Source organism: Halothece sp. PCC 7418 (assembly GCF_000317635.1).
Lineage (GTDB): Bacteria > Cyanobacteriota > Cyanobacteriia > Cyanobacteriales > Rubidibacteraceae > Halothece.
Map to the genome: position 1 here is coordinate 1438188 of NC_019779.1, position 24724 is coordinate 1462911.

Annotated in this window: 7 protein-coding genes and 1 CRISPR repeat array; of the genes, 4 read left to right on the forward strand and 3 right to left on the reverse strand. The window is 39.7% G+C overall.

Features of this window, described 5'->3' with window-relative positions; genetic code table 11:
- Positions 1–100 precede the first annotated feature (100 nt).
- On the reverse strand, positions 101–427 hold the full coding sequence (locus PCC7418_RS06585) for a hypothetical protein (RefSeq protein WP_015225400.1): 327 nt from the start codon (positions 425–427) through the stop codon (positions 101–103).
- Positions 428–613: 186 nt separating this feature from the next.
- Here PCC7418_RS06585 and csx18 point away from each other — a divergent pair, with 186 nt between their 5' ends.
- The 3 genes from csx18 to cas2 all read left to right on the forward strand — a co-directional run bounded on the left by csx18 (position 614) and on the right by cas2 (position 2958).
- Entirely contained in the window at positions 614–883 is a 270-nt protein-coding gene (gene csx18 / locus PCC7418_RS06590) for a CRISPR-associated protein Csx18 (RefSeq protein ID WP_015225401.1), read from the forward strand.
- An 809-nt stretch (positions 884–1692) separates the two neighbouring features.
- The gene (cas1, locus tag PCC7418_RS06595) at positions 1693–2676 is read left to right on the forward strand and encodes a CRISPR-associated endonuclease Cas1 (protein ID WP_015225402.1); all 984 of its coding nucleotides are present in this window, start codon (positions 1693–1695) and stop codon (positions 2674–2676) included.
- Positions 2677–2679: 3 nt separating this feature from the next.
- Positions 2680–2958, forward strand: coding sequence for a CRISPR-associated endonuclease Cas2 (gene cas2 / locus PCC7418_RS06600; protein WP_015225403.1), 279 nt, complete (start codon positions 2680–2682; stop codon positions 2956–2958).
- Between the two features lie 62 nt (positions 2959–3020).
- Here the strand turns inward: cas2 and PCC7418_RS06605 are convergent, their stop codons facing one another.
- Both PCC7418_RS06605 and PCC7418_RS06610 read right to left on the reverse strand, forming a co-directional pair.
- Positions 3021–3443 carry a type II toxin-antitoxin system VapC family toxin gene (locus PCC7418_RS06605; RefSeq protein WP_015225404.1) on the reverse strand — a complete coding sequence of 141 codons (423 nt, stop codon included), beginning with the start codon at positions 3441–3443 and terminating at the stop codon, positions 3021–3023.
- Positions 3440–3694, reverse strand: coding sequence for a hypothetical protein (locus PCC7418_RS06610; RefSeq protein WP_015225405.1), 255 nt, complete (start codon positions 3692–3694; stop codon positions 3440–3442). The genes PCC7418_RS06605 and PCC7418_RS06610 overlap by 4 nt, the downstream gene beginning before the upstream one ends.
- Positions 3695–3929: 235 nt before the next feature.
- Positions 3930–21508: a CRISPR direct-repeat array (repeat unit 36 nt; unit sequence GTCTCTTTTCCTAAGAGAAACTAATTGAATGGAAAC).
- 214 nt (positions 21509–21722) lie between these two features.
- Here PCC7418_RS06610 and cas10 point away from each other — a divergent pair.
- Complete coding sequence (cas10, locus tag PCC7418_RS06615; RefSeq protein ID WP_015225406.1) at positions 21723–24722, forward strand: type III-B CRISPR-associated protein Cas10/Cmr2; 3000 nt, start codon at positions 21723–21725, stop codon at positions 24720–24722.
- Positions 24723–24724: the final 2 nt, after the last annotated feature.

Below are 24724 nucleotides of genomic sequence, written 5' to 3' on the forward strand. Positions count from 1 at the left end.
CTCCCTAAAGGGAGGGGCTTTAAACCCGTGATTTAATGGTAAACAATTGATTAAAAGGGAATAAATGCTAGATATTCTTGGTCACAGCATCGCGCTGAATTTATGATTCCTCATCTGATGAATGATCAAATTTTTTCCGAGCGCGACTAATCGCAAGCCAATTATCGGTAATGGTAATTAATGAAGCCAAAGGAGCCCAATTTTGACCGCGCTTCCAAGATTCTTCCATGCTAGCTGACGGAGACACCGTTTCAATCAAGAAAAAAACACTAAATGTAGTTCCTCCTAACCAGAGAAGGGGTTTCCAGCGTTGGGTATATAAATAGGGCGTAATCGGAATTAAAAATCCTAAGATCGTCGAAATCCAAATCCGTTTTTGGCTGAGGCGTTGTTGTTTTTGTTGTTCTAATTCTGAAGGCTGGGTCATTGTTTTTGATGAATTCTGAATAATCTAATTTGCATTATTACCTTCTTTTTCCAGACTGCATCTTTCTCCTGAGCGAATGACCAAATAAATTTTCTCTTTGCCATTTTCGTGGTTCGCGTAGAAAGACTTCTCTGATTTAAAAAATCAGGATAGTTTGAACAGAGAAATGAGTTTTGAGAATTGCAAATGTTTTTATCGCCTCGGGTTGCTTTGGTTCGGAATTTAGCGGTTGCTCTCTTTAATGGCGCGATCGCGCTGGTCATTTTGTTAATTGCTCCGATGGGGTTAGCAGGAGTGATCACCAATACCGTGATGATTGCTGTCGCCAGCTTTTTCAATGCGACCGCCTGTGATCGCATTGTGCTGTTTTTGCAAAGGGGTCAAGATCCCCTAAAAACCAATCCTTTTTCTCCCTTAGAGCAGGATCAAAGTTCCTCTGATATCGAACAGGATTGAAGGTGAAACCAGTCTCCTTTAATTTAGTGATTCCATGGGTGATCAATTAGCACGACATCCGATCCCTCAACCCCCCGTTAAGGAGGATGAAGACAAAACAACTATAGCAATCCCATAGGAATTGTAAATTAATCCCCCCTAGCCCCCCTTCGTAAGGTAGCTGAGTTTGGGGTAATTGAGCCGTCAATGAACGATTGTAAATTAATCCCCCCTAACCCCCCTTCGTAAGGTAGTTGAGTTTGGGGTAATTGAGCCGTCAATGAACGATTGTAAATTAATCCCCCCTAACCCCCCTTCGTAAGGGGGGAACGGTTAATCAACTTTTTACATAAGATTTAGAACTGCTAGATCTCCTTTGAGGGTTGATCAATTAGCACGACATCCGATCCCGCCAACCCCCCGTTAAGGAGGATGAAGACAAAACAACTATAGCAATCCCATAGGAATTGTAAATTAATCCCCCCTAACCTCCTCACGCTTGGCTCCGGCTTCGTAAGGGGGGAACGGTTAATCAACTTTTTACATAAGATTTAGAACTGCTAGATCTCCTTTGAGGGTTGATCAATTAGCACGACATCCGATCCCGCCAACCCCCCTTTCAAAGGGGGGCGAAGGGGGGATTAGAGAAACTTACGCTAATATTGATTCTATTTCTTCTTTTGCAGAATCCTTTCAAAGGGGGGGCGAAGGGGGGATTAGAGAAACGACAGAAGGTTAACTTCGGAAATCCTTCCTCATCGAACCTTTCAAAGGGGGGCGAAGGGGGGATTAGAGGAACATCTAACTTTTTTAAGATAGTATTTAACATCATGCACACGCTTTATGTTGCCCAGCAAGGGTGCCATGTTTGTCGAGACCAGCAAAAGCTACTGATTAAAAAAGGAGAGGACATCTTAGGGGAAGTGCAAATTCCACTCCTTGAACAAGTTTTAGTGTTTGGTCGCTCTCAAATTACCACCCAAGCCATTCAGGTTTGTTTGCAAGAAGATATTCCCATTGCCTTTTTATCGCGCATGGGCTATTGTTATGGGCGGATTATGCCCATTGAGCGGGGCTATCGTCAACTCTCCCGCTATCAACAGCAGTTAACGCCACAGGATCGACTGATTATCGCTCAACGAATTGTGGAAGCGAAGTTGAAAAATAGTCGAGTGTTCCTGATGCGCCAATATCGCACTCGTCAGAAAGACAGTATTGCACTAGCGATTAAATCTCTCAATTATTTTGCTCAGAAAACGTTAACCGTGAGTCAGCTTGACCAGTTGATGGGAATTGAAGGGTCGGGCGCAGTGCAATATTTTCAAGCGCTTGGGGAGTGTATCGCTTATGATGAATTCAAATTACTAGCGCGATCGCGCCGTCCCCCCACCAACCCCACTAACGCCTTACTTAGTTTTGGTTATCAGATTTTGTGGAATCATCTGCTAACTTTAATTGAAATGCAAGGACTTGACCCCTATTATGCCTGTCTGCATCAAGGATCAGAACGTCATGCAGCTTTAGCCTCTGACCTCATTGAAGAGTTTCGGGTTCCTTTTGTGGATTCGCTGGTGTTGTGGTTAATTAATACTCGAACCATGAACCCAGAAGAAGATTTTCGCTATCAAGACGGCGGGTGTTTTCTCAATGCAGTCGGTCGCAAAAAGTTTCTCAGTGCTTGGTTAAAACGCATGGAACAACCCGTTGGAAGTGAAAAGCAACCGCGCTGGGATATCCTCACTCGCCAAATTCGGAAATATAAGCAGTTTGTTTATAATCCTATTGAGTTTTATACGCCCTACGAGATTCAGTAGTCCATGCAATTGTATGTGGTGACTTATGATATTCCTTGCGATAAACGACGGAAGAAAATTTCGGATTTATTGGAGGGCTATGGTCAACGGGTGCAGTTATCTGTGTTTGAATGTTGTCTGGAAAAAAGACAGTATGAACAACTGAAAAAAAGACTGCAAAAACTGGTGAAACTCGATGAAGATAGTGTCCGCTTTTACCCTTTATCCGGTCATACCTTATCCCAAGTGGAAATTTGGGGTGGCGTTCCCCTTTCTCAACCCCCTGGGTCAACTATCATTTGATTATCATTCTCAGTTTGCGCGATCGCGCTCCAACAATCAGCAATAATTTTTTCCATGCCGATCTAAGGCAAATCAGCAATCCAACAGAGATGAACGGAAAGGGGATCGCGCTTGAGAGCATTATAAAATCTTTGATCTGCTGTCACCATTTGGCAGCTATGCTTAACGGCAAGTGATAAATAAACACAATCATAAACGGCTTGATCGACTCTAGTCGCAGTTTCCAAAGCATGAACCATCAAGGGAAACGATTGCTCAATTTTTAAAGGAATTCCCTGTATCGTGGTTAAATCTCTTATTGCTTCTTGAATCGTCATTTCTCGGCGTTTGACGCGCTTCCAGAAAATGTTACCAATTTCAGGGAAGAAAAAGTCTGGAACTAAAAGTTGATAGTTGGGATTTCGTAAACGAAGGGCAGCCTGAGAATAAATTTCTGGTAAAATCCATTTAATTGCAACATTGGCATCCACGACATATTGAATCAACGTTGTCTATCCTCCCGCAATAGTTCAACGCTATCACTAAAACTCTGCTGTGAATGCTGTTGACGAGCTTGATCCACTTGTTCCCATGCGGTTTCAAAGTCTGATGGAGACAATATCATTTCAGTTTCTTGCAGTTGCTGTTCTAAGATACTTTCAATTTCCGCTTCAAGGGTGCGATTATGTTGTTTTGCTAAGGTTTCTAACTTTTCCAGCAAATCAGGATTAAGGTGAGATAACGTAATTTCACTCATGGTTAATCTCTGAGGGGTTACAGTATCCTCTAATTGTTCCAATCTAGCAACTTTTTCATGATCGCCTCTGGGAATCGCTGTAACCTTGATTCTTCCGTTTACCCGCTCGGTTGCTTGCTATCAGGGAATTTTAGCGATTTTACACATTATTATCTGATGGCAAATAAATTAACTCACAGACCCCCTCGGAAATGGCATTTGAAATCCAGTGACCATAAGGGTTAAAATTGGAAGGGTCTCTTTTCCTAAGAGAAACTAATTGAATGGAAACAAGTGTCTAACACCACTTATAACATTTCTGTTAATCATTAAGTCTCTTTTCCTAAGAGAAACTAATTGAATGGAAACAACAATCAAGAATACATCAAAGCTAATTCAATTGCTTCAGGTCTCTTTTCCTAAGAGAAACTAATTGAATGGAAACAAAATAGTTCAACATTTTTTCTAGATCATCATAAGGTCTCTTTTCCTAAGAGAAACTAATTGAATGGAAACCAAGTCTTTATCCCCTGTATGAGAGGCGACTTCCGCGAGTCTCTTTTCCTAAGAGAAACTAATTGAATGGAAACTTTGCATTTGGTGTTTATTACAGAGGTAAAATAGCTTGGTGTCTCTTTTCCTAAGAGAAACTAATTGAATGGAAACACTTTAGCCTAGAAGAAAACGAACCGATTGACGGCTATGCGCCGTCTCTTTTCCTAAGAGAAACTAATTGAATGGAAACTCATAATGCTTCCAGTCTGGAATGCTCAGGGCACCCGATGTCTCTTTTCCTAAGAGAAACTAATTGAATGGAAACATTCGGAAGATGTAGTGGGAGTAGGCTGGTTACTTAGTCTCTTTTCCTAAGAGAAACTAATTGAATGGAAACCTCTAACATAACCCGCCTCTATGAAGAGGACGAAGAAGTCTCTTTTCCTAAGAGAAACTAATTGAATGGAAACTTTAAGGAGGTGGACTGCTCCTTTAGCAGTCTTGTGAATGTCTCTTTTCCTAAGAGAAACTAATTGAATGGAAACTTCGGGTTGTCTTGCCAGAGGGCATCCCCTGCGGGAAGTCTCTTTTCCTAAGAGAAACTAATTGAATGGAAACAACTCTGATAACCAGATTCTCGGGATGATCGTCGATGCGGTCTCTTTTCCTAAGAGAAACTAATTGAATGGAAACCCCCACTGCTACCTCAAACGAGGTGACTGTAGGTGGTATTGGTCTCTTTTCCTAAGAGAAACTAATTGAATGGAAACTGTCCCTCCGAGGTGATTGAATACCCATCAAGAAATGTCTCTTTTCCTAAGAGAAACTAATTGAATGGAAACGTCCATCCTGAGAATAGAAATCATTAGAATCGGACAGGTCTCTTTTCCTAAGAGAAACTAATTGAATGGAAACGTTTTCACCTCCTCAGGCGTTATATATTCCCTCTCATAGTCTCTTTTCCTAAGAGAAACTAATTGAATGGAAACCTCCAAAGTAAATAGTGATAGGGCTGCCCGTTCCTTCTGGGGTCTCTTTTCCTAAGAGAAACTAATTGAATGGAAACCTCTAAGTCCGCCTTCATCAGCCAATTGGCTCAGGCGTGTCTCTTTTCCTAAGAGAAACTAATTGAATGGAAACATAAGGAATAAGATCCTTTGGCCATTGACAGTAGTGGCTAGTCTCTTTTCCTAAGAGAAACTAATTGAATGGAAACACTTCCGCTTGGAATAGAAGTTCGTCTTATAGACGAGGTCTCTTTTCCTAAGAGAAACTAATTGAATGGAAACCGCGGCGAGATATTGGTCACGCTCCTCACGGGAGGAGAGTCTCTTTTCCTAAGAGAAACTAATTGAATGGAAACAATTCGTACCAGAAGAAGTCGAACGACTTTTCAACCTCTTGTCTCTTTTCCTAAGAGAAACTAATTGAATGGAAACCTCTGCTAACTCGATCGTTGACAACTGAGCTACCTTGTCTCTTTTCCTAAGAGAAACTAATTGAATGGAAACCTTTTTTCTTACCTCCTACAGGCTTATCTAAGCTTAGTTGTCTCTTTTCCTAAGAGAAACTAATTGAATGGAAACGTCTCTGAGAAGCATTCCCACACGAAGTACGGCGCGCGGTGTCTCTTTTCCTAAGAGAAACTAATTGAATGGAAACAGGAATTTGTTGTCTTAAAGACTGATTTATTTCTTCTAGTCTCTTTTCCTAAGAGAAACTAATTGAATGGAAACTTCGTAAATGAGGCGACCTTCGTTATCGAAAGAGTTGTCTCTTTTCCTAAGAGAAACTAATTGAATGGAAACTCCTTTCTCTGCCACGCAAATGGCAGAAGTCCGAAGTCTCTTTTCCTAAGAGAAACTAATTGAATGGAAACCTATTAAGCGTGTGCCTCCGCCGCGGTTTTCACCGCCTACGTCTCTTTTCCTAAGAGAAACTAATTGAATGGAAACTCCTACGGACTAAAGTTCGTTGCCTAAGCCTGTAGGAGGTAAGAAAGTCTCTTTTCCTAAGAGAAACTAATTGAATGGAAACGGTCTGCCAAGTCAACATGGAGCTTATGTGTTTCGTATGTCTCTTTTCCTAAGAGAAACTAATTGAATGGAAACATTTGTAGTGTCCACCCAGTTTTGTACAGCTTGGTGTCTCTTTTCCTAAGAGAAACTAATTGAATGGAAACCCTTAGGGCTGCTCCACCGAACGAAGTTGTCCCGTACAGTGTAGTCTCTTTTCCTAAGAGAAACTAATTGAATGGAAACTCGCCCGTTTCCGTAAGAAACGAACTGTATCACCTGTCTCTTTTCCTAAGAGAAACTAATTGAATGGAAACAAGCGGACAAAGTGGCAAAGGCGAACGAAGAAGCCTTCGATGTCTCTTTTCCTAAGAGAAACTAATTGAATGGAAACTCTACTTTACTACCGTAGTGAGCAGCAATCTTTTCAAGGGGTCTCTTTTCCTAAGAGAAACTAATTGAATGGAAACATGCGTTGTATTGTTTATATAGAGACCGTTATTTAGAGGTGTCTCTTTTCCTAAGAGAAACTAATTGAATGGAAACTTCTCAAGACGGAGAGTTTGACACTATTGATACAGGTCTCTTTTCCTAAGAGAAACTAATTGAATGGAAACTTCGTCCGAAACGGACTCTGTAAAGGATAACGTTCATAAGTGGTCTCTTTTCCTAAGAGAAACTAATTGAATGGAAACCGATAGCCCTGCCCCATATGGGCGACTCCTTTACAGGACTTCGTCTCTTTTCCTAAGAGAAACTAATTGAATGGAAACCTGTTCGTCCTCAGAGCGAGAGCAAGAGATAACGAAGTCTCTTTTCCTAAGAGAAACTAATTGAATGGAAACACATTCGATTCGTCTTACTTTATCCCGACTGTCGAGATGTCTCTTTTCCTAAGAGAAACTAATTGAATGGAAACTAATCTTTTCCTTCAGATCGCCGATTGGCTTGCTGTATTTGTCTCTTTTCCTAAGAGAAACTAATTGAATGGAAACTGGGCGTGTCTTCTGGGAGCTCATACCCAATATGGGGAGCAGTCTCTTTTCCTAAGAGAAACTAATTGAATGGAAACTAGGAATTACTGCTGGAAAGGTTCCAGTTAATCCATGGAGTCTCTTTTCCTAAGAGAAACTAATTGAATGGAAACCTGGATGAGATGAGCCTTAAAGGAAATTGCTTCCTGGTCTCTTTTCCTAAGAGAAACTAATTGAATGGAAACCTAGAAACTCATCTCCCCAGAAAGCTTCTTGGGGTCTCTTTTCCTAAGAGAAACTAATTGAATGGAAACCGTGCAATCTCTTCTTCAGGGTCTTTTGTTGTCTTAGGCTGTCTCTTTTCCTAAGAGAAACTAATTGAATGGAAACTCTGGAATAAAAAGTCGATTTTGAACGCAATGTCCAAGAGTCTCTTTTCCTAAGAGAAACTAATTGAATGGAAACAGTTACTGCCACAGTAGTAGCAGTCGTGCCCCATGCGGTGTCTCTTTTCCTAAGAGAAACTAATTGAATGGAAACGTAGAAGGTTCTTCCTCTACTCCTTCATCTTCAGGAATGTCTCTTTTCCTAAGAGAAACTAATTGAATGGAAACGAGGTATTTCTTGAACTCTTTCAAAGCCCAATCATACAGTCTCTTTTCCTAAGAGAAACTAATTGAATGGAAACCTGAGACAACCCTCGGAGGGTCTTTGCTTTGCCTGATTCATTCATAACGTCTCTTTTCCTAAGAGAAACTAATTGAATGGAAACCATTTGGTTGTTGGAGAAAGTTTGATTGGTCATGGTAAGTGTCTCTTTTCCTAAGAGAAACTAATTGAATGGAAACGTTCAGCCCCTCTCCTTAAGTGCATAGATATTTCAAGTCTCTTTTCCTAAGAGAAACTAATTGAATGGAAACTCGACTCCCTTGAGTCTCGGGGGTTAGACCCAAAAGGTGTCTCTTTTCCTAAGAGAAACTAATTGAATGGAAACAAGTCTAACAAGGATAACGGAGGGTCTGCCCACATTGGTTGTCTCTTTTCCTAAGAGAAACTAATTGAATGGAAACTCGGTCACTCGCTGACCTTTACCGTTAGTAGCGAAGAGAGTCTCTTTTCCTAAGAGAAACTAATTGAATGGAAACCATTATAACCCACTTCTCGAATCAAAGAAGTGTCACTGTAGTCTCTTTTCCTAAGAGAAACTAATTGAATGGAAACAACGGGAGCTTTTAGACCTAGCTAATACCCTTCTCCTCTCTGTCTCTTTTCCTAAGAGAAACTAATTGAATGGAAACGGCATTTATATTGTTTCTGATCCAGGTAGCAATACAGGTCTCTTTTCCTAAGAGAAACTAATTGAATGGAAACATGTAGAGAATAGTTTATACAAAGACTACGTAGACTATTACTGTCTCTTTTCCTAAGAGAAACTAATTGAATGGAAACAATACTTTCACCACATAGCTATAATGGGCTGAGGTCGATAGTCTCTTTTCCTAAGAGAAACTAATTGAATGGAAACTTCTCCCTCTTCGAGTGGTACGGCAGGCGTCCACTCAGTCTCTTTTCCTAAGAGAAACTAATTGAATGGAAACAACTCAAATGAGAGCTCAAGGTTTGGAATTGTCACCTCGTCTCTTTTCCTAAGAGAAACTAATTGAATGGAAACTAACGATGTCCAAATCAGTAAACTCTACAAATTTAGACTCGTCTCTTTTCCTAAGAGAAACTAATTGAATGGAAACTCGCTGCCGCTATCCTCTCGTTCCTAGTGGGAAACCTAAGTCTCTTTTCCTAAGAGAAACTAATTGAATGGAAACTTAGTCAGGGATTTGAGTAGGGGTTTTCCGCTTTTTAGGGTCTCTTTTCCTAAGAGAAACTAATTGAATGGAAACCTAAACTTAAGAGTAAGACAAGACCATTAAATACAGGTCTCTTTTCCTAAGAGAAACTAATTGAATGGAAACGAGAAGAGTTAGGTCTTCTTCCTCTGTCTCTTCTTCGTCTCTTTTCCTAAGAGAAACTAATTGAATGGAAACACTACCACGAGGGGTAGTTTAGTTAAAATGTATATTCCCAGTCTCTTTTCCTAAGAGAAACTAATTGAATGGAAACCTCTACGAAATTGCCTTGAGGGATTACTGTGAACATTGTGTCTCTTTTCCTAAGAGAAACTAATTGAATGGAAACCTCCAAAGAACTCCTTCTCAATGCGAGTATTTACTCTAGTCTCTTTTCCTAAGAGAAACTAATTGAATGGAAACAATTGAGCTTTAGCTTTGCCTTTGGCATTATGTTGGAGGTCTCTTTTCCTAAGAGAAACTAATTGAATGGAAACTTCATACACTGCAAGTTGGTAATCCGTAAGGATTTCGTCTCTTTTCCTAAGAGAAACTAATTGAATGGAAACAGCTAAGCCATCTCGTCCCTTCTTCTTTATACGAGCTAGTCTCTTTTCCTAAGAGAAACTAATTGAATGGAAACTTAATTTTGGGACGACTTTCTTTTTCCATACCTTTAGTCTCTTTTCCTAAGAGAAACTAATTGAATGGAAACTCGTTCATAGTGAGTGTCAGAATGTCTTGGATCATTTGTCTCTTTTCCTAAGAGAAACTAATTGAATGGAAACTCGTCATTTCTTCTTCATCCACTTCCCAGACGGTGGCTGACTTGGGTCTCTTTTCCTAAGAGAAACTAATTGAATGGAAACTTTGATTGCCCTCCTTGGGCTTAAATTTGTCACTTAAGTCTCTTTTCCTAAGAGAAACTAATTGAATGGAAACAACCCGTCACTTAAAAAAGCCAGCCCCCTCGAAAGGGGGGTCTCTTTTCCTAAGAGAAACTAATTGAATGGAAACTCCTGAGAATAAAAGTCGTCAGAATCGGACAGTAGCTCAAGTCTCTTTTCCTAAGAGAAACTAATTGAATGGAAACCCGAAGAGAACCATGGAATCCAACCCATTCTTGCCGTCTCTTTTCCTAAGAGAAACTAATTGAATGGAAACGACAGCTCTACTCCTTGGAAGGATACTTGACTCTCCCCTAGTCTCTTTTCCTAAGAGAAACTAATTGAATGGAAACAAGACAGCTCGACGGGCTTTGAGCGTTAAAGCTACAGTCTCTTTTCCTAAGAGAAACTAATTGAATGGAAACTTCTCAAGAACTCTAGGTAGAGATCCAAATGAAACTCGTAAGTCTCTTTTCCTAAGAGAAACTAATTGAATGGAAACAGTGTGAACCTGCTCGTTAGGTTGCTCTTCCACAAAAGTCTCTTTTCCTAAGAGAAACTAATTGAATGGAAACACCTTTATTAAGCTGTGGGAAAAGGTCTATAACCCAGATCGAGTCTCTTTTCCTAAGAGAAACTAATTGAATGGAAACAGCCTCTCCCAAGTCGTCGTAATGCTCCCCGACTTCTCTGTCTCTTTTCCTAAGAGAAACTAATTGAATGGAAACCTCTATAGCTCGTTCCCAAGCAGCGTATCCGAGGCGGTCTCTTTTCCTAAGAGAAACTAATTGAATGGAAACCAAAAGAGTCTAGTTGGGAAGCTAGGTAGGGAAGGAAGTCTCTTTTCCTAAGAGAAACTAATTGAATGGAAACTTCTTCCACCACTTGGTACAACAAGACACCCACACGTCTCTTTTCCTAAGAGAAACTAATTGAATGGAAACTATGTTCATCGGTAGACTTTCAGGATGGCAACACACTATGTCTCTTTTCCTAAGAGAAACTAATTGAATGGAAACTGGGAGGAAGACGAAACTATATATCGTCACCTAATATCGTCTCTTTTCCTAAGAGAAACTAATTGAATGGAAACTATTAATCATTTGAGCCTCGTTAGCGTTGTTGTTCATGTCTCTTTTCCTAAGAGAAACTAATTGAATGGAAACAACAATAAACAATAAGAGGTTCAACACTCAATTATGGGTAAGTCTCTTTTCCTAAGAGAAACTAATTGAATGGAAACCGCAGAGTATTGGTACTGATCTGGATCTTTGGGGTCTGTCTCTTTTCCTAAGAGAAACTAATTGAATGGAAACATTAGAAGAAGTATCGCCATCTTCTCTATGTTGAGGGCGTCTCTTTTCCTAAGAGAAACTAATTGAATGGAAACTTTCGTATCGAATATCATAACAAACCATCATCCCTGTCTCTTTTCCTAAGAGAAACTAATTGAATGGAAACATTTAACAGAAGCGTTAGAGGAGACTGAGTGGAAGCAGGTCTCTTTTCCTAAGAGAAACTAATTGAATGGAAACCGAAAAGCGGACGGGTAAAAAGGTTCAAGTTCTCTGGCCGTCTCTTTTCCTAAGAGAAACTAATTGAATGGAAACAAGGATATTCCAGTGTATGGGTTTGAGGTAGATTTAGGTCTCTTTTCCTAAGAGAAACTAATTGAATGGAAACTAGGGGATTGAGAGAGGTCAAAAAGATTGAAGTTAGGTCTCTTTTCCTAAGAGAAACTAATTGAATGGAAACTTCTTTAGGAAGCTTAGGAGCTTCAAGAGGTTGGGTATGTCTCTTTTCCTAAGAGAAACTAATTGAATGGAAACACCGTCTTTCACAATGAAAAGACTGGAAACTCCAGTCAACAGTCTCTTTTCCTAAGAGAAACTAATTGAATGGAAACAATACTTGATGGTCGTCGCTGTCTCGGTCGACGACGAGGTCTCTTTTCCTAAGAGAAACTAATTGAATGGAAACGAAGGTCTGCTGAGATATAAGACCCCGTTAGGTCTTGTCTCTTTTCCTAAGAGAAACTAATTGAATGGAAACTTCATTTCGCATCTGAAATCCTTCTTCCATCGGTCTTTTAGTCTCTTTTCCTAAGAGAAACTAATTGAATGGAAACTTGCCAAGCGCTATGCTCCTAATGAAGAGTTCATGTCTCTTTTCCTAAGAGAAACTAATTGAATGGAAACAGTTTGGATCGGTAAGAGTTTCACTCAAACCAAAGATAATAGATGTCTCTTTTCCTAAGAGAAACTAATTGAATGGAAACCAACGAGGTCAACTGCCTCTTGCTGCTTCTGGTTTAAGTCTCTTTTCCTAAGAGAAACTAATTGAATGGAAACATGAGACAGTAAGCTGCTCGACCCGCTTTGTCAGAATCATGTCTCTTTTCCTAAGAGAAACTAATTGAATGGAAACCTCTATCACCTCCTCAAGGGAGAAGGGTTTTTTCTCGGGTCTCTTTTCCTAAGAGAAACTAATTGAATGGAAACATTTGTTCTTCGTTTCCGTTAGTGTTTACGTTGTTCAGTCTCTTTTCCTAAGAGAAACTAATTGAATGGAAACTTTTTGGAAATCTCCTTCAAACGGAGTTCCAAAGCTTTAGGTCTCTTTTCCTAAGAGAAACTAATTGAATGGAAACGTTAAACCTTCTTCTTGAAAGTAGCTGTAGATGGCGTGGTCTCTTTTCCTAAGAGAAACTAATTGAATGGAAACTTGATCCATTTTCTAGGACCAATCGCTGATAATTTACGTCTCTTTTCCTAAGAGAAACTAATTGAATGGAAACCATTAGTTACAACAACGGTGTCCTGTCCGTGTTTCGCTGTCTCTTTTCCTAAGAGAAACTAATTGAATGGAAACTAGAAGGATAAAAAAATGTATCGTTTAATCAACCGTGATGTCTCTTTTCCTAAGAGAAACTAATTGAATGGAAACACGGTCGAAGGCGATCGCGCTCCATCCTTTACAAGATAAATGTCTCTTTTCCTAAGAGAAACTAATTGAATGGAAACTCTGAAACTCCCTTAAGCTCCGGCACAGTACCGCGAACTTAAGTTGTCTCTTTTCCTAAGAGAAACTAATTGAATGGAAACAAAATTGTAAGGCACTGCTGGGAGAAAGAAGGGGTAACTGCTTTGTCTCTTTTCCTAAGAGAAACTAATTGAATGGAAACTTGAAACGGACCATTCTGTGATTGAGTGCGGGTGAGTCTCTTTTCCTAAGAGAAACTAATTGAATGGAAACGTATTACGTTCCTCTTTCGAGGAGAAGAGAAGTTTAAGTCTCTTTTCCTAAGAGAAACTAATTGAATGGAAACTTATTGGAAAATATCAGATGCAATAGAATATAGTTCTTGTCTCTTTTCCTAAGAGAAACTAATTGAATGGAAACTTGGGTACGTCTTATCGAACTTGCCAAAGAAGGATGTCTCTTTTCCTAAGAGAAACTAATTGAATGGAAACGCCAAGTGGTGGGTGTATGATGAAGAGAATCAGCGCCCGATGTCTCTTTTCCTAAGAGAAACTAATTGAATGGAAACCGATACGGACTTTATAGAGTAGAATTTTCATTTTTTTGTCTCTTTTCCTAAGAGAAACTAATTGAATGGAAACAAGGTTTCCATTATTTTCTCCTTTCTGAGGTAAAAAGTCTCTTTTCCTAAGAGAAACTAATTGAATGGAAACGATGAGAATACTCCTTAGTAGTTGTGTTGTAATGTAGTCTCTTTTCCTAAGAGAAACTAATTGAATGGAAACTTCTGTTACCGCCTTAGCGAAGTCCAGCAGCGATATTTGTCTCTTTTCCTAAGAGAAACTAATTGAATGGAAACTTTCTAAAAAACGAATGATGTTGTTTAAATGTCCCTCCTTTGTCTCTTTTCCTAAGAGAAACTAATTGAATGGAAACCTGTGATCTCTCTACGTCCGATACGTACTTTATAGAGTAAAATGTGTCTCTTTTCCTAAGAGAAACTAATTGAATGGAAACTGTTGAAGAGCTCGGTGACGCTCGTCCCGCTATCGAGTCTCTTTTCCTAAGAGAAACTAATTGAATGGAAACATTTTATAACTGGGAGGTCGAACACGTTGTTCTCCAAGTCTCTTTTCCTAAGAGAAACTAATTGAATGGAAACGGTCGCCAGCCAAGAAGAACTGAACGTTCTTATTCAGGTCTCTTTTCCTAAGAGAAACTAATTGAATGGAAACACGTGGAGTGAGAAATCTTCAAACCCCATGTCTGCTAAGTCTCTTTTCCTAAGAGAAACTAATTGAATGGAAACCCACCAAAATAAAAGCGGAGGAGGGCGTTCGTCGTCGTCTCTTTTCCTAAGAGAAACTAATTGAATGGAAACTTTACCTTTGATTGCGTTAAGGATAGGGGATTGAGAGAAGTTAAGTCTCTTTTCCTAAGAGAAACTAATTGAATGGAAACTCGACTGCTGTATATTGATACTGACCTGGATCTTCGGGGTCTCTTTTCCTAAGAGAAACTAATTGAATGGAAACAGAGTAGGTCGGCAGTTGTAGGGCGAGTTCCCATAACGTCTCTTTTCCTAAGAGAAACTAATTGAATGGAAACTGTCGATTGAGGGCGACAGACGCCTCCCTCTGCCTTGAGTCTCTTTTCCTAAGAGAAACTAATTGAATGGAAACCCTTGTAGAAAGTTTTCGACTCTCGCAGAGTCTGTGTCTCTTTTCCTAAGAGAAACTAATTGAATGGAAACTCTATCTCCTCTACTGCTTGATAAATTAGTTCTTTTAAGTCTCTTTTCCTAAGAGAAACTAATTGAATGGAAACGGGAGATTCGGGAAGGAGCTTTAGATTATATCAAGTCTCTTTTCCTAAGAGAAACTAATTGAATGGAAACATCGATGATATTCTTTTCAAATGCTCTTCTAGATACTAAATCGTCTCTTTTCCTAAGAGAAACTAATTGAATGGAAACTCATTTTCCCATTCATCTAAAGACTTCTGAGTTGGTGTCTCTTTTCCTAAGAGAAACTAATTGAATGGAAACATATTAAATGGGATAAATTATCTCAAGGGGCTTACACTGTCTCTTTTCCTAAGAGAAACTAATTGAATGGAAACTCTCAAGAAGAAGTAGCGAAAAAGTTTATAAATAGTTGTCTCTTTTCCTAAGAGAAACTAATTGAATGGAAACAAATTTTCATTGTTTTGTCCTCCTTGGACTTTTATTTCGAGTCTCTTTTCCTAAGAGAAACTAATTGAATGGAAACAGGAATTAACTCCGCAGCCCAGAACCCCAACTCAGGAGTCTCTTTTCCTAAGAGAAACTAATTGAATGGAAACCAAGCAAATGGGTTAAGCTCTACTTTACCTATTCTGATGTCTCTTTTCCTAAGAGAAACTAATTGAATGGAAACATGAGCAGAACTAAACGCAATCTAACACCAGTGACCAAGTCTCTTTTCCTAAGAGAAACTAATTGAATGGAAACAGCTTTTATAGTTAGGGCTGTCATGGACAAAGAGAAGTCTCTTTTCCTAAGAGAAACTAATTGAATGGAAACCTCTCAAAGAGGTTATTTATAACCCCCAAAGTGGAGATTTAAGTCTCTTTTCCTAAGAGAAACTAATTGAATGGAAACTCTTATCTATGTAAATTTTCCAGTTTAGGTCTGGAATAACGTCTCTTTTCCTAAGAGAAACTAATTGAATGGAAACATTATTTCCATGTAGCTTAGCTCCAGCTAAGAGTGTTCTGGAGTCTCTTTTCCTAAGAGAAACTAATTGAATGGAAACAATAAAGCCCCGCCCCTCGGCGGGCTTTTTTCTTTCCTGTCTCTTTTCCTAAGAGAAACTAATTGAATGGAAACTTAAAGGATCCGCGCGGTCTCTAGCAGCTAAAATTAGTCTCTTTTCCTAAGAGAAACTAATTGAATGGAAACGTCATTAAACTCCGCTTTTAATTGTTCAATCTCTTTAAGTCTCTTTTCCTAAGAGAAACTAATTGAATGGAAACGCTTCTATATCCTCTTTTGACATGGAAGGGATGTTTGCTAGTCTCTTTTCCTAAGAGAAACTAATTGAATGGAAACGTTAAGTTTACGGATAGCCATGTTGATTCCTCACGTCTCTTTTCCTAAGAGAAACTAATTGAATGGAAACTTTTGTCGGCTGAGATTAGCATCTCAGCCTCTAACCCTACGTCTCTTTTCCTAAGAGAAACTAATTGAATGGAAACGCGGGGACGGATGCTCCAAACCGAGGATAGAAAATTGGTCTCTTTTCCTAAGAGAAACTAATTGAATGGAAACTGCTTTTTCGCGTACTTCTTGAGAAAGTCAGACTGTTGTCTCTTTTCCTAAGAGAAACTAATTGAATGGAAACTTAAACCATTTTTCCTTGGCTTCTAGCTTTTCTAACGCTTGGTCTCTTTTCCTAAGAGAAACTAATTGAATGGAAACAGTGGAGACTTCTAAATAAACAAAGTCTACTAACTTAGCAGTGTCTCTTTTCCTAAGAGAAACTAATTGAATGGAAACACCTCTATGAGGTCGAAGAACTTTTTGTTTTCTCCGTCTCTTTTCCTAAGAGAAACTAATTGAATGGAAACTATTAATCAGAAGGTGTACTGCACTACCGAAGAAGGAGCTTTAGAGGTCTCTTTTCCTAAGAGAAACTAATTGAATGGAAACTTCCTCTGAAGCTGCTTGTATTTTCTGCCAACTCTTATGAGTCTCTTTTCCTAAGAGAAACTAATTGAATGGAAACGAAGTCAACAGTGAAATAACTTCCTCGGTCAATAACTTGTCTCTTTTCCTAAGAGAAACTAATTGAATGGAAACGCTTCTGACGGAGCAGCGTTCGCTGTTTTCTTCTTGCGATGTCTCTTTTCCTAAGAGAAACTAATTGAATGGAAACGTTCGAAGATTGCTTCTAAAGAAGCCAAATCTACCCGTCTCTTTTCCTAAGAGAAACTAATTGAATGGAAACCCACCGTATTCCAAAGCAAGCGTTCGAGTTCTTAGGTCTCTTTTCCTAAGAGAAACTAATTGAATGGAAACTGGTTAGTAGTGTTTTTCTCCACTCTAAATGTTTCGAAGTCTCTTTTCCTAAGAGAAACTAATTGAATGGAAACAACGATTGAAACAGTTAAGACCTCTTTAGGCTTAATGCGAGTCTCTTTTCCTAAGAGAAACTAATTGAATGGAAACGCGGGACTTTATGTGAAAAGATTAATCTTCGTCTATGTCTCTTTTCCTAAGAGAAACTAATTGAATGGAAACTCTAAAACTTTCTTTGCTAAACTCTCTAACCTTTCTAAGTCTCTTTTCCTAAGAGAAACTAATTGAATGGAAACTTGTTGTTCATGGTTTTACTCATCGTAGTTATAGAAGTCTCTTTTCCTAAGAGAAACTAATTGAATGGAAACGCTTCGATGTCCTCTTTGGACATCCCAGGGATACTCGCGAGGTCTCTTTTCCTAAGAGAAACTAATTGAATGGAAACTTGGAACAACAGGTCTAAGTGAATCATTGTTAGTTTGTCTCTTTTCCTAAGAGAAACTAATTGAATGGAAACTTAATGTTCTCACCGATTTGTTCAATTTGATTTTGCATTTGTCTCTTTTCCTAAGAGAAACTAATTGAATGGAAACTTTTGCTTAGTGTAGGTTAAAAGGCCGCTGTTAAAGGTCTCTTTTCCTAAGAGAAACTAATTGAATGGAAACAACTTTAGGGATAGAAATATAACCATCAGATAATAGGAGTCTCTTTTCCTAAGAGAAACTAATTGAATGGAAACTGCAAGGGGTGACCTTCCTTGCAAACAGCGAGGTAGTCTCTTTTCCTAAGAGAAACTAATTGAATGGAAACACCTTACTAAGTAGAAGTCAGCATTTAATCGTTCCTGGTCTCTTTTCCTAAGAGAAACTAATTGAATGGAAACCAGTCTTTAGAAAAGCGTTCAGGGAAGATTTGTTCTAAGGTCTCTTTTCCTAAGAGAAACTAATTGAATGGAAACATAGAACGAGCCCGCCGGCTTCGATTAAAACAAATTCGTCTCTTTTCCTAAGAGAAACTAATTGAATGGAAACAGCATAGCAGTCTAACCGATAATAAACTCCGTCACCAGGTCTCTTTTCCTAAGAGAAACTAATTGAATGGAAACTCTAAGTGCTCCCATTGTTACTCTCCCCCAAGCTCGAGTCTCTTTTCCTAAGAGAAACTAATTGAATGGAAACCATCTCGCCGCGCCCGCTCTTTATAGGCTGCTCTTGTCTCTTTTCCTAAGAGAAACTAATTGAATGGAAACATCGAGTCGTACAGCAGGATGCCACCCTGGAAGGAAGGTCTCTTTTCCTAAGAGAAACTAATTGAATGGAAACACGGGATAGGATACTGTGTATCCTGGGTCTATTTTAGTCTCTTTTCCTAAGAGAAACTAATTGAATGGAAACTAGCCTCCAAAGAGGATTTTAGGCTTTCCAGTTCAGCAGGCGCGGTCTCTTTTCCTAAGAGAAACTAATTGAATGGAAACATAATCTATATCTTCTTATAAATTCTTATTACTATGTCTCTTTTCCTAAGAGAAACTAATTGAATGGAAACTTTTTCTTTTCTCCTACATACTTGTGCTTAGACAGTGAAGTCTCTTTTCCTAAGAGAAACTAATTGAATGGAAACTCCCCATTGTCCCCTAGACTCCTTCTCTTAGAGTCATTAGTCTCTTTTCCTAAGAGAAACTAATTGAATGGAAACATAAGGAGTTTTGATGATTCTTCCATCGTTTAGGTACAAGTCTCTTTTCCTAAGAGAAACTAATTGAATGGAAACCTTTCATGAAATTAAAGAGACCTTCAAAGAGAACAATGTGTCTCTTTTCCTAAGAGAAACTAATTGAATGGAAACGGGACGCACAGCGCAAGGTGCTATCTCCCGTTCTTGTCTCTTTTCCTAAGAGAAACTAATTGAATGGAAACTCCATACACCCCGGCGCGGCGTAATTGATTAATTTCTTGTCTCTTTTCCTAAGAGAAACTAATTGAATGGAAACACTATTAAAACTGCTCTAGAAGCAGAGAAGCCTTATTTAAGTCTCTTTTCCTAAGAGAAACTAATTGAATGGAAACTTCCAATCATCTAGGGACTTTTTAGAAGGTTTAGCCCAATGTCTCTTTTCCTAAGAGAAACTAATTGAATGGAAACAGGTAATTCCTAGGTTGATAATAAAGTCTTTTACCTTGTCTCTTTTCCTAAGAGAAACTAATTGAATGGAAACTCCGTCAGGGTCTGTTCCTTTTAACAATACGGCAGGTCTCTTTTCCTAAGAGAAACTAATTGAATGGAAACAACTCTCTTATAGAGTTCTCAGTCACGTTAGGGAGATACCGTCTCTTTTCCTAAGAGAAACTAATTGAATGGAAACGTTTCTATTAATTTCTAACCACTGTTTCATTTTTTCTGTCTCTTTTCCTAAGAGAAACTAATTGAATGGAAACATAACTATCAACCCAAGGTTGCATAGTGACTCCATTTAAGTCTCTTTTCCTAAGAGAAACTAATTGAATGGAAACTCGAAGACCATTACGTCTTCTTGGTCTCCCACTTCTAGTCTCTTTTCCTAAGAGAAACTAATTGAATGGAAACCGATAACGTATATTTCACTGACTTCAATTTCTTAGAGCGTCTCTTTTCCTAAGAGAAACTAATTGAATGGAAACAGAAAAAAGCCCGCCAAGGGGCGGGCCTTTTTTAGTCTCTTTTCCTAAGAGAAACTAATTGAATGGAAACGGGAGACCGTTGAAATAGTTGTAGAGCGTAATGTGCAGGTCTCTTTTCCTAAGAGAAACTAATTGAATGGAAACTTCTCATAACTTCCTAGAGCCTTAGCTTTATTTTTATAGTAAAGTCTCTTTTCCTAAGAGAAACTAATTGAATGGAAACCCCTTCGCGAAACCGTAAAATATTACTACGTATCCCGTGTCTCTTTTCCTAAGAGAAACTAATTGAATGGAAACCATAATAAACTCCTTACTGTATTGTGTATGTGTTGATGGTCTCTTTTCCTAAGAGAAACTAATTGAATGGAAACACCAGATGACTTTCTATAAAGGAGAGAAACTGGTCATCACTGGTCTCTTTTCCTAAGAGAAACTAATTGAATGGAAACAAAAAGTAGTCTTAGACTACGCTGCGAAAGTAGACGGTCTCTTTTCCTAAGAGAAACTAATTGAATGGAAACTAGCCTCCAAAGAGGATTTTAGTTCTTGTAGTTCTAGTCTCTTTTCCTAAGAGAAACTAATTGAATGGAAACTTACACTCCCGCTTCCACCTCCAAGGGAGGACAGCGGGGTCTCTTTTCCTAAGAGAAACTAATTGAATGGAAACGATGTTTCTTACCTCTCTTTCCCGTCCTCTGTAAAGTCTCTTTTCCTAAGAGAAACTAATTGAATGGAAACTTCTATGAGCAGGAAGGAGAAGCAACTTCCACTGATGTCTCTTTTCCTAAGAGAAACTAATTGAATGGAAACGACCTGGATGAGGTCGAAGAAGTTTTTATTATCTTCTAGTCTCTTTTCCTAAGAGAAACTAATTGAATGGAAACTAGCTACGCTTACGCCGACGACGCTTCTTGCGGTCAGCTTTACGTCTCTTTTCCTAAGAGAAACTAATTGAATGGAAACTCGACCGAGACAGCGACGATCACCAAGTCTTAGTCGAGTCTCTTTTCCTAAGAGAAACTAATTGAATGGAAACATTTGGATGGGACGGACGCCCGCCTTGCGGCGGACTCGTGTCTCTTTTCCTAAGAGAAACTAATTGAATGGAAACCCATTAGGACTTCGTAGCCAGAGAAGGACGTCATGATGTCTCTTTTCCTAAGAGAAACTAATTGAATGGAAACAGGACTCGGTCGCTCTGCTGAGGAGACATACCATCGAGTCTCTTTTCCTAAGAGAAACTAATTGAATGGAAACTTCTCTAAAGCAACCCAGTTCTCTGCATTCGTCCAGAGCTGTCTCTTTTCCTAAGAGAAACTAATTGAATGGAAACAATAAAAAGAAACGGGGAACTCGTAAGACTCTAAACGAGTCTCTTTTCCTAAGAGAAACTAATTGAATGGAAACCTGACACTAGACATCTCCCTCCGTGCAGCGATGGAGTCTCTTTTCCTAAGAGAAACTAATTGAATGGAAACGAATATGCAGCTTCAGAGCATTCCGTTTATTGCGGAGGGTCTCTTTTCCTAAGAGAAACTAATTGAATGGAAACTTATTAATCTAGTCGAACTGTCCGACCAATCAGACCCAAGTCTCTTTTCCTAAGAGAAACTAATTGAATGGAAACTGAAGAGGTAAAGCGATACTCCCGCTTGGAGCGTCAAGTCTCTTTTCCTAAGAGAAACTAATTGAATGGAAACTTCCAGTCTGGAATGCTCAGAGCACCAGAAATAAGAATGGTCTCTTTTCCTAAGAGAAACTAATTGAATGGAAACGACTTTTGACCATTTTGGCTATTGTAAATATAACCTACGTCTCTTTTCCTAAGAGAAACTAATTGAATGGAAACAAAAAATCATCAATCACATCTTTTTTAGTAAATTTAGTCTCTTTTCCTAAGAGAAACTAATTGAATGGAAACTGGAAACTCTCAAATTAAAAAAATTCGCTGTTCGCATAGAAAGGGGTTGCAATTTCCGAAATTGGTTATAGGCTGAACAGAAAGGGATTGATAAGCAACTCGCCAAAATCATCTCTTGCTCAGTATTTTGGCGTTTGTTTAATCTTCCTTAAATCAACAGAAGCTCACAATTAATTGTGAGAGAATAGCAAAATAGCCAATCAAATTGGAACCTATGACTGAAGTTTACTGGCAAGCCAAATTATGGGGATTGCTACATGACCCAGTGTTCAAACCCCTCCACAGCAACTCAGGACGGGGTGGAAATAGTTTTTGGCGCGATCTACCGCCCTTACAAACCTGGCATGAAAACGGTTGGAATCCTGAAGACGCACAGAAAAAATTTTTTGAACATATTCGTTTAGCGGATTTTATCAGTTCCGCCAGCGATCGCGCAGCAATTGGTAGTTTAACTGCTGCTGTCAATTACAATCAAACGGGGTTAGAGATCAGTCATCTCCTCTCTGGGGCAAAATATCAATTTCAACTCAACACAGAACAACATCAGCAACTACTTAAAAATCGCAAAGAGGTTTTAGATCAAGCGGAAGCAAGGCTACAATCCCTCATTCCTGATTCCATTCTTGAAGCCTCAGCCCATGATTTAGCAGGAAGCAAACGCTTATTTTGGTGGTTATGGCGGTGTTTACCTGAAGCAGCCAGCACGGTGTTAGGAGATCAACGGCTTGCCATTCTCCCTGCAGAAACACGCCTTCCTGATAGTTCCATTTGGAGTCATGCTAGCTTAACCTCTGCACTCGCGGGGGCATTAGCAGGCTTCGAGATCACCCCAGAACAACTAGAAAAAAATTGGTCTTCCAGTCAAACCCTATCCCATCCTTATCTTGCTGTCTTTAGCTTTTCACCGATTCAAGAATTAATTAAGGCGAGTCGGAAAATGCGAGACTTTTGGGCAGGATCATGGTTACTGCATTATCTCTCAGCTACGGTGAGTTGGAAACTGGCGCAACAATATGGACCCGACTCTTTATTGTATCCCTCGCTCTATCAACAGCCCTTGATTGACCATTGGTTATTACAACAGTATCCAGAATTTGGGGATTGGGTAAAACAACCACGTGATAGGTCTCTTTTAACCGCAGGGTTTCCCAATGTCATTGTTGCTATCTTACCGAAAGATCGGGTTGCTCCTGCAATGCAAACGGCGAAAAGTGCGCTAATTGAAACTTGGCGTAATTTAGGGAAAGAAACCCTTGATTTCCTGCAAACCCAACGTCATTGGCAAAGAAATCTCTCGTTTAAGAGTTCTACTTGGCAAGGTTGGCTAGATGGACAATGGCAATTTTACTGGAGTGGCGTTCCCATTGGACGAGAAGATGAACCCCTGAAAAATGCAGCGATTCCAGAAGAAAAGGAAACAGAATTAAATCGCTGGTCAAATGCTGAAAATCAGGCTTATGGCTTAGAAAATAAGCAAGAGATTAACTTATTTCAACAAGCAGAACTCAACTTTCTCCGTAAAGCATACGAATATCGCGAGGAAAAATGGGGACGCAAATTTAGCATTAATATCGGATCATGGTGGGCTTCCATTTTTGACCAAACTCGCCTCTCCCTTGCGGTAACGAAAAACGCCCGCACTTGGGAAATTCCCACCGCTTTCGGTCCCCGTTCTACGATTTCTGGAGTGGGTCCCGTTGTTCATTCTGGCGATGATTGGATCACGGAAGGGGAAACCCAACATTATTGGCAACGACAAGCGGGTTTATTTGATGGACGGGAAGAATTGAATGCTACAGAAACGGTCAAACGCACTTTAGAGAAAATCTTACCCAACCTGTTAGGAGGAGACGCTAATCCTGCTATTTCTTATCCTGACTTAACGTCGGGTGTTGCAGGGTATCTCAAAACCCATGACCAGCAACATCAAGCAAAATTCGATCGCGCTTGTGAAGATATTCTTAACCAGTTTCCTTGGGCGCAAAACGTCATTGATGACATGGCGAATAAGTGGGGCATTCCTTACATTGATGATGCTCCTAATGCCAATCAATATCATCCCCGTTTACTCAATGCAGGCTGGTTAGTGGAAGATGCGGAAACGCCAGAGTTAACCAAACTTGAACAAGATTACAACAAAGAATCTGATCCACAAATCGCCCAACAACTTGCAGAAGACATCACTCAACTGAAAACCCAATACCGTCAACAAGTAGAAACGGTCATTAGTAAACACTATCCCAATAATAATCCTGCTAGCTGGTATGTTTTAGCTGCGGGGGATGGCGATGGGATGAGTAAGTGGCTAACAGGTGAGAAACTGCAACCCTATCAAGACTATGTTTCCTCTGACTTAAATGTTTCCAAAGAGGTGAAACAAGAATATAATCAGTTTCTCCAGATGAAAAAGCGCATGGGACCCTCAACCCATAACGCCCTCAGTCGCGCCTTGTTAGACTTTTCTAATCAACTGGTTCCCTATCTTACCGAACAACGCTATGCGGGACGGCTGATTTATAGTGGTGGGGATGATGTTCTCGCCTACAGCAACTTATGGGAATGGGATCAATGGTTGTGGGATGTTCGCCAATGTTTTCGCGGTGATCAAGACCCACAAAACGAGTTTGATAATACAGGAGACTATTGGCAATGGAAAAAGACTCCAGAAAATTCTTTACTGCGCGATCGTCCGTTGTTTACAATGGGTCAACTGGCGACCCTTAGTTTTGGCATTACCCTTGCCCATCATTCTGTCCCCCTCGCGATTACTTTAGAAAATCTCTGGGAAGCTGAATCAGAAGCCAAAGCCCATGAGGATGCAAATGGGAAGACGAAAGATGCTGTGCAAGTGCGTGTGTTATACGGCAATGGCAATATTTTGAAGGCAACCGCAAAATTCCCTGTGTTTCACCAGTGGCAACAATTACTGCAACAGTATCCAGATTTAGAAAGCAGTCTCTATGAACAAGCTGCAACTTTGTGGAATCAACATCCCATTCCCACACGGGAAGCCATTGATCCTTGGGTGAGTTTCTTTGTTTCCCGCCGTGAAAGTCTCAACACCCCTGAGGTACAAGCGAACTTTCAACAGTCTTTCTCTCAATTTCTAGATACTCTGTGGCAGCATCATCCGGAATCAAAACTGGAAGAAGCGGTCACCAACTGGTTAAAACTGGCTGCCTTTGTGCAGCGATCGCGCACGATTAAACTGTGAGG

Excerpts from the sequence above, each read along its gene's own strand:
- PCC7418_RS06585 (WP_015225400.1), bottom strand. The coding sequence starts at position 427 with ATGACCCAGCCTTCAGAATTAGAACAACAAAAACAACAACGCCTCAGC.
- csx18 (WP_015225401.1), top strand. The coding sequence starts at position 614 with ATGTTTTTATCGCCTCGGGTTGCTTTGGTTCGGAATTTAGCGGTTGCT.
- cas1 (WP_015225402.1), top strand. The coding sequence starts at position 1,693 with ATGCACACGCTTTATGTTGCCCAGCAAGGGTGCCATGTTTGTCGAGAC.
- cas2 (WP_015225403.1), top strand. The coding sequence starts at position 2,680 with ATGCAATTGTATGTGGTGACTTATGATATTCCTTGCGATAAACGACGG.
- PCC7418_RS06610 (WP_015225405.1), bottom strand. The coding sequence starts at position 3,694 with ATGAGTGAAATTACGTTATCTCACCTTAATCCTGATTTGCTGGAAAAG.
- cas10 (WP_015225406.1), top strand. The coding sequence starts at position 21,723 with ATGACTGAAGTTTACTGGCAAGCCAAATTATGGGGATTGCTACATGAC.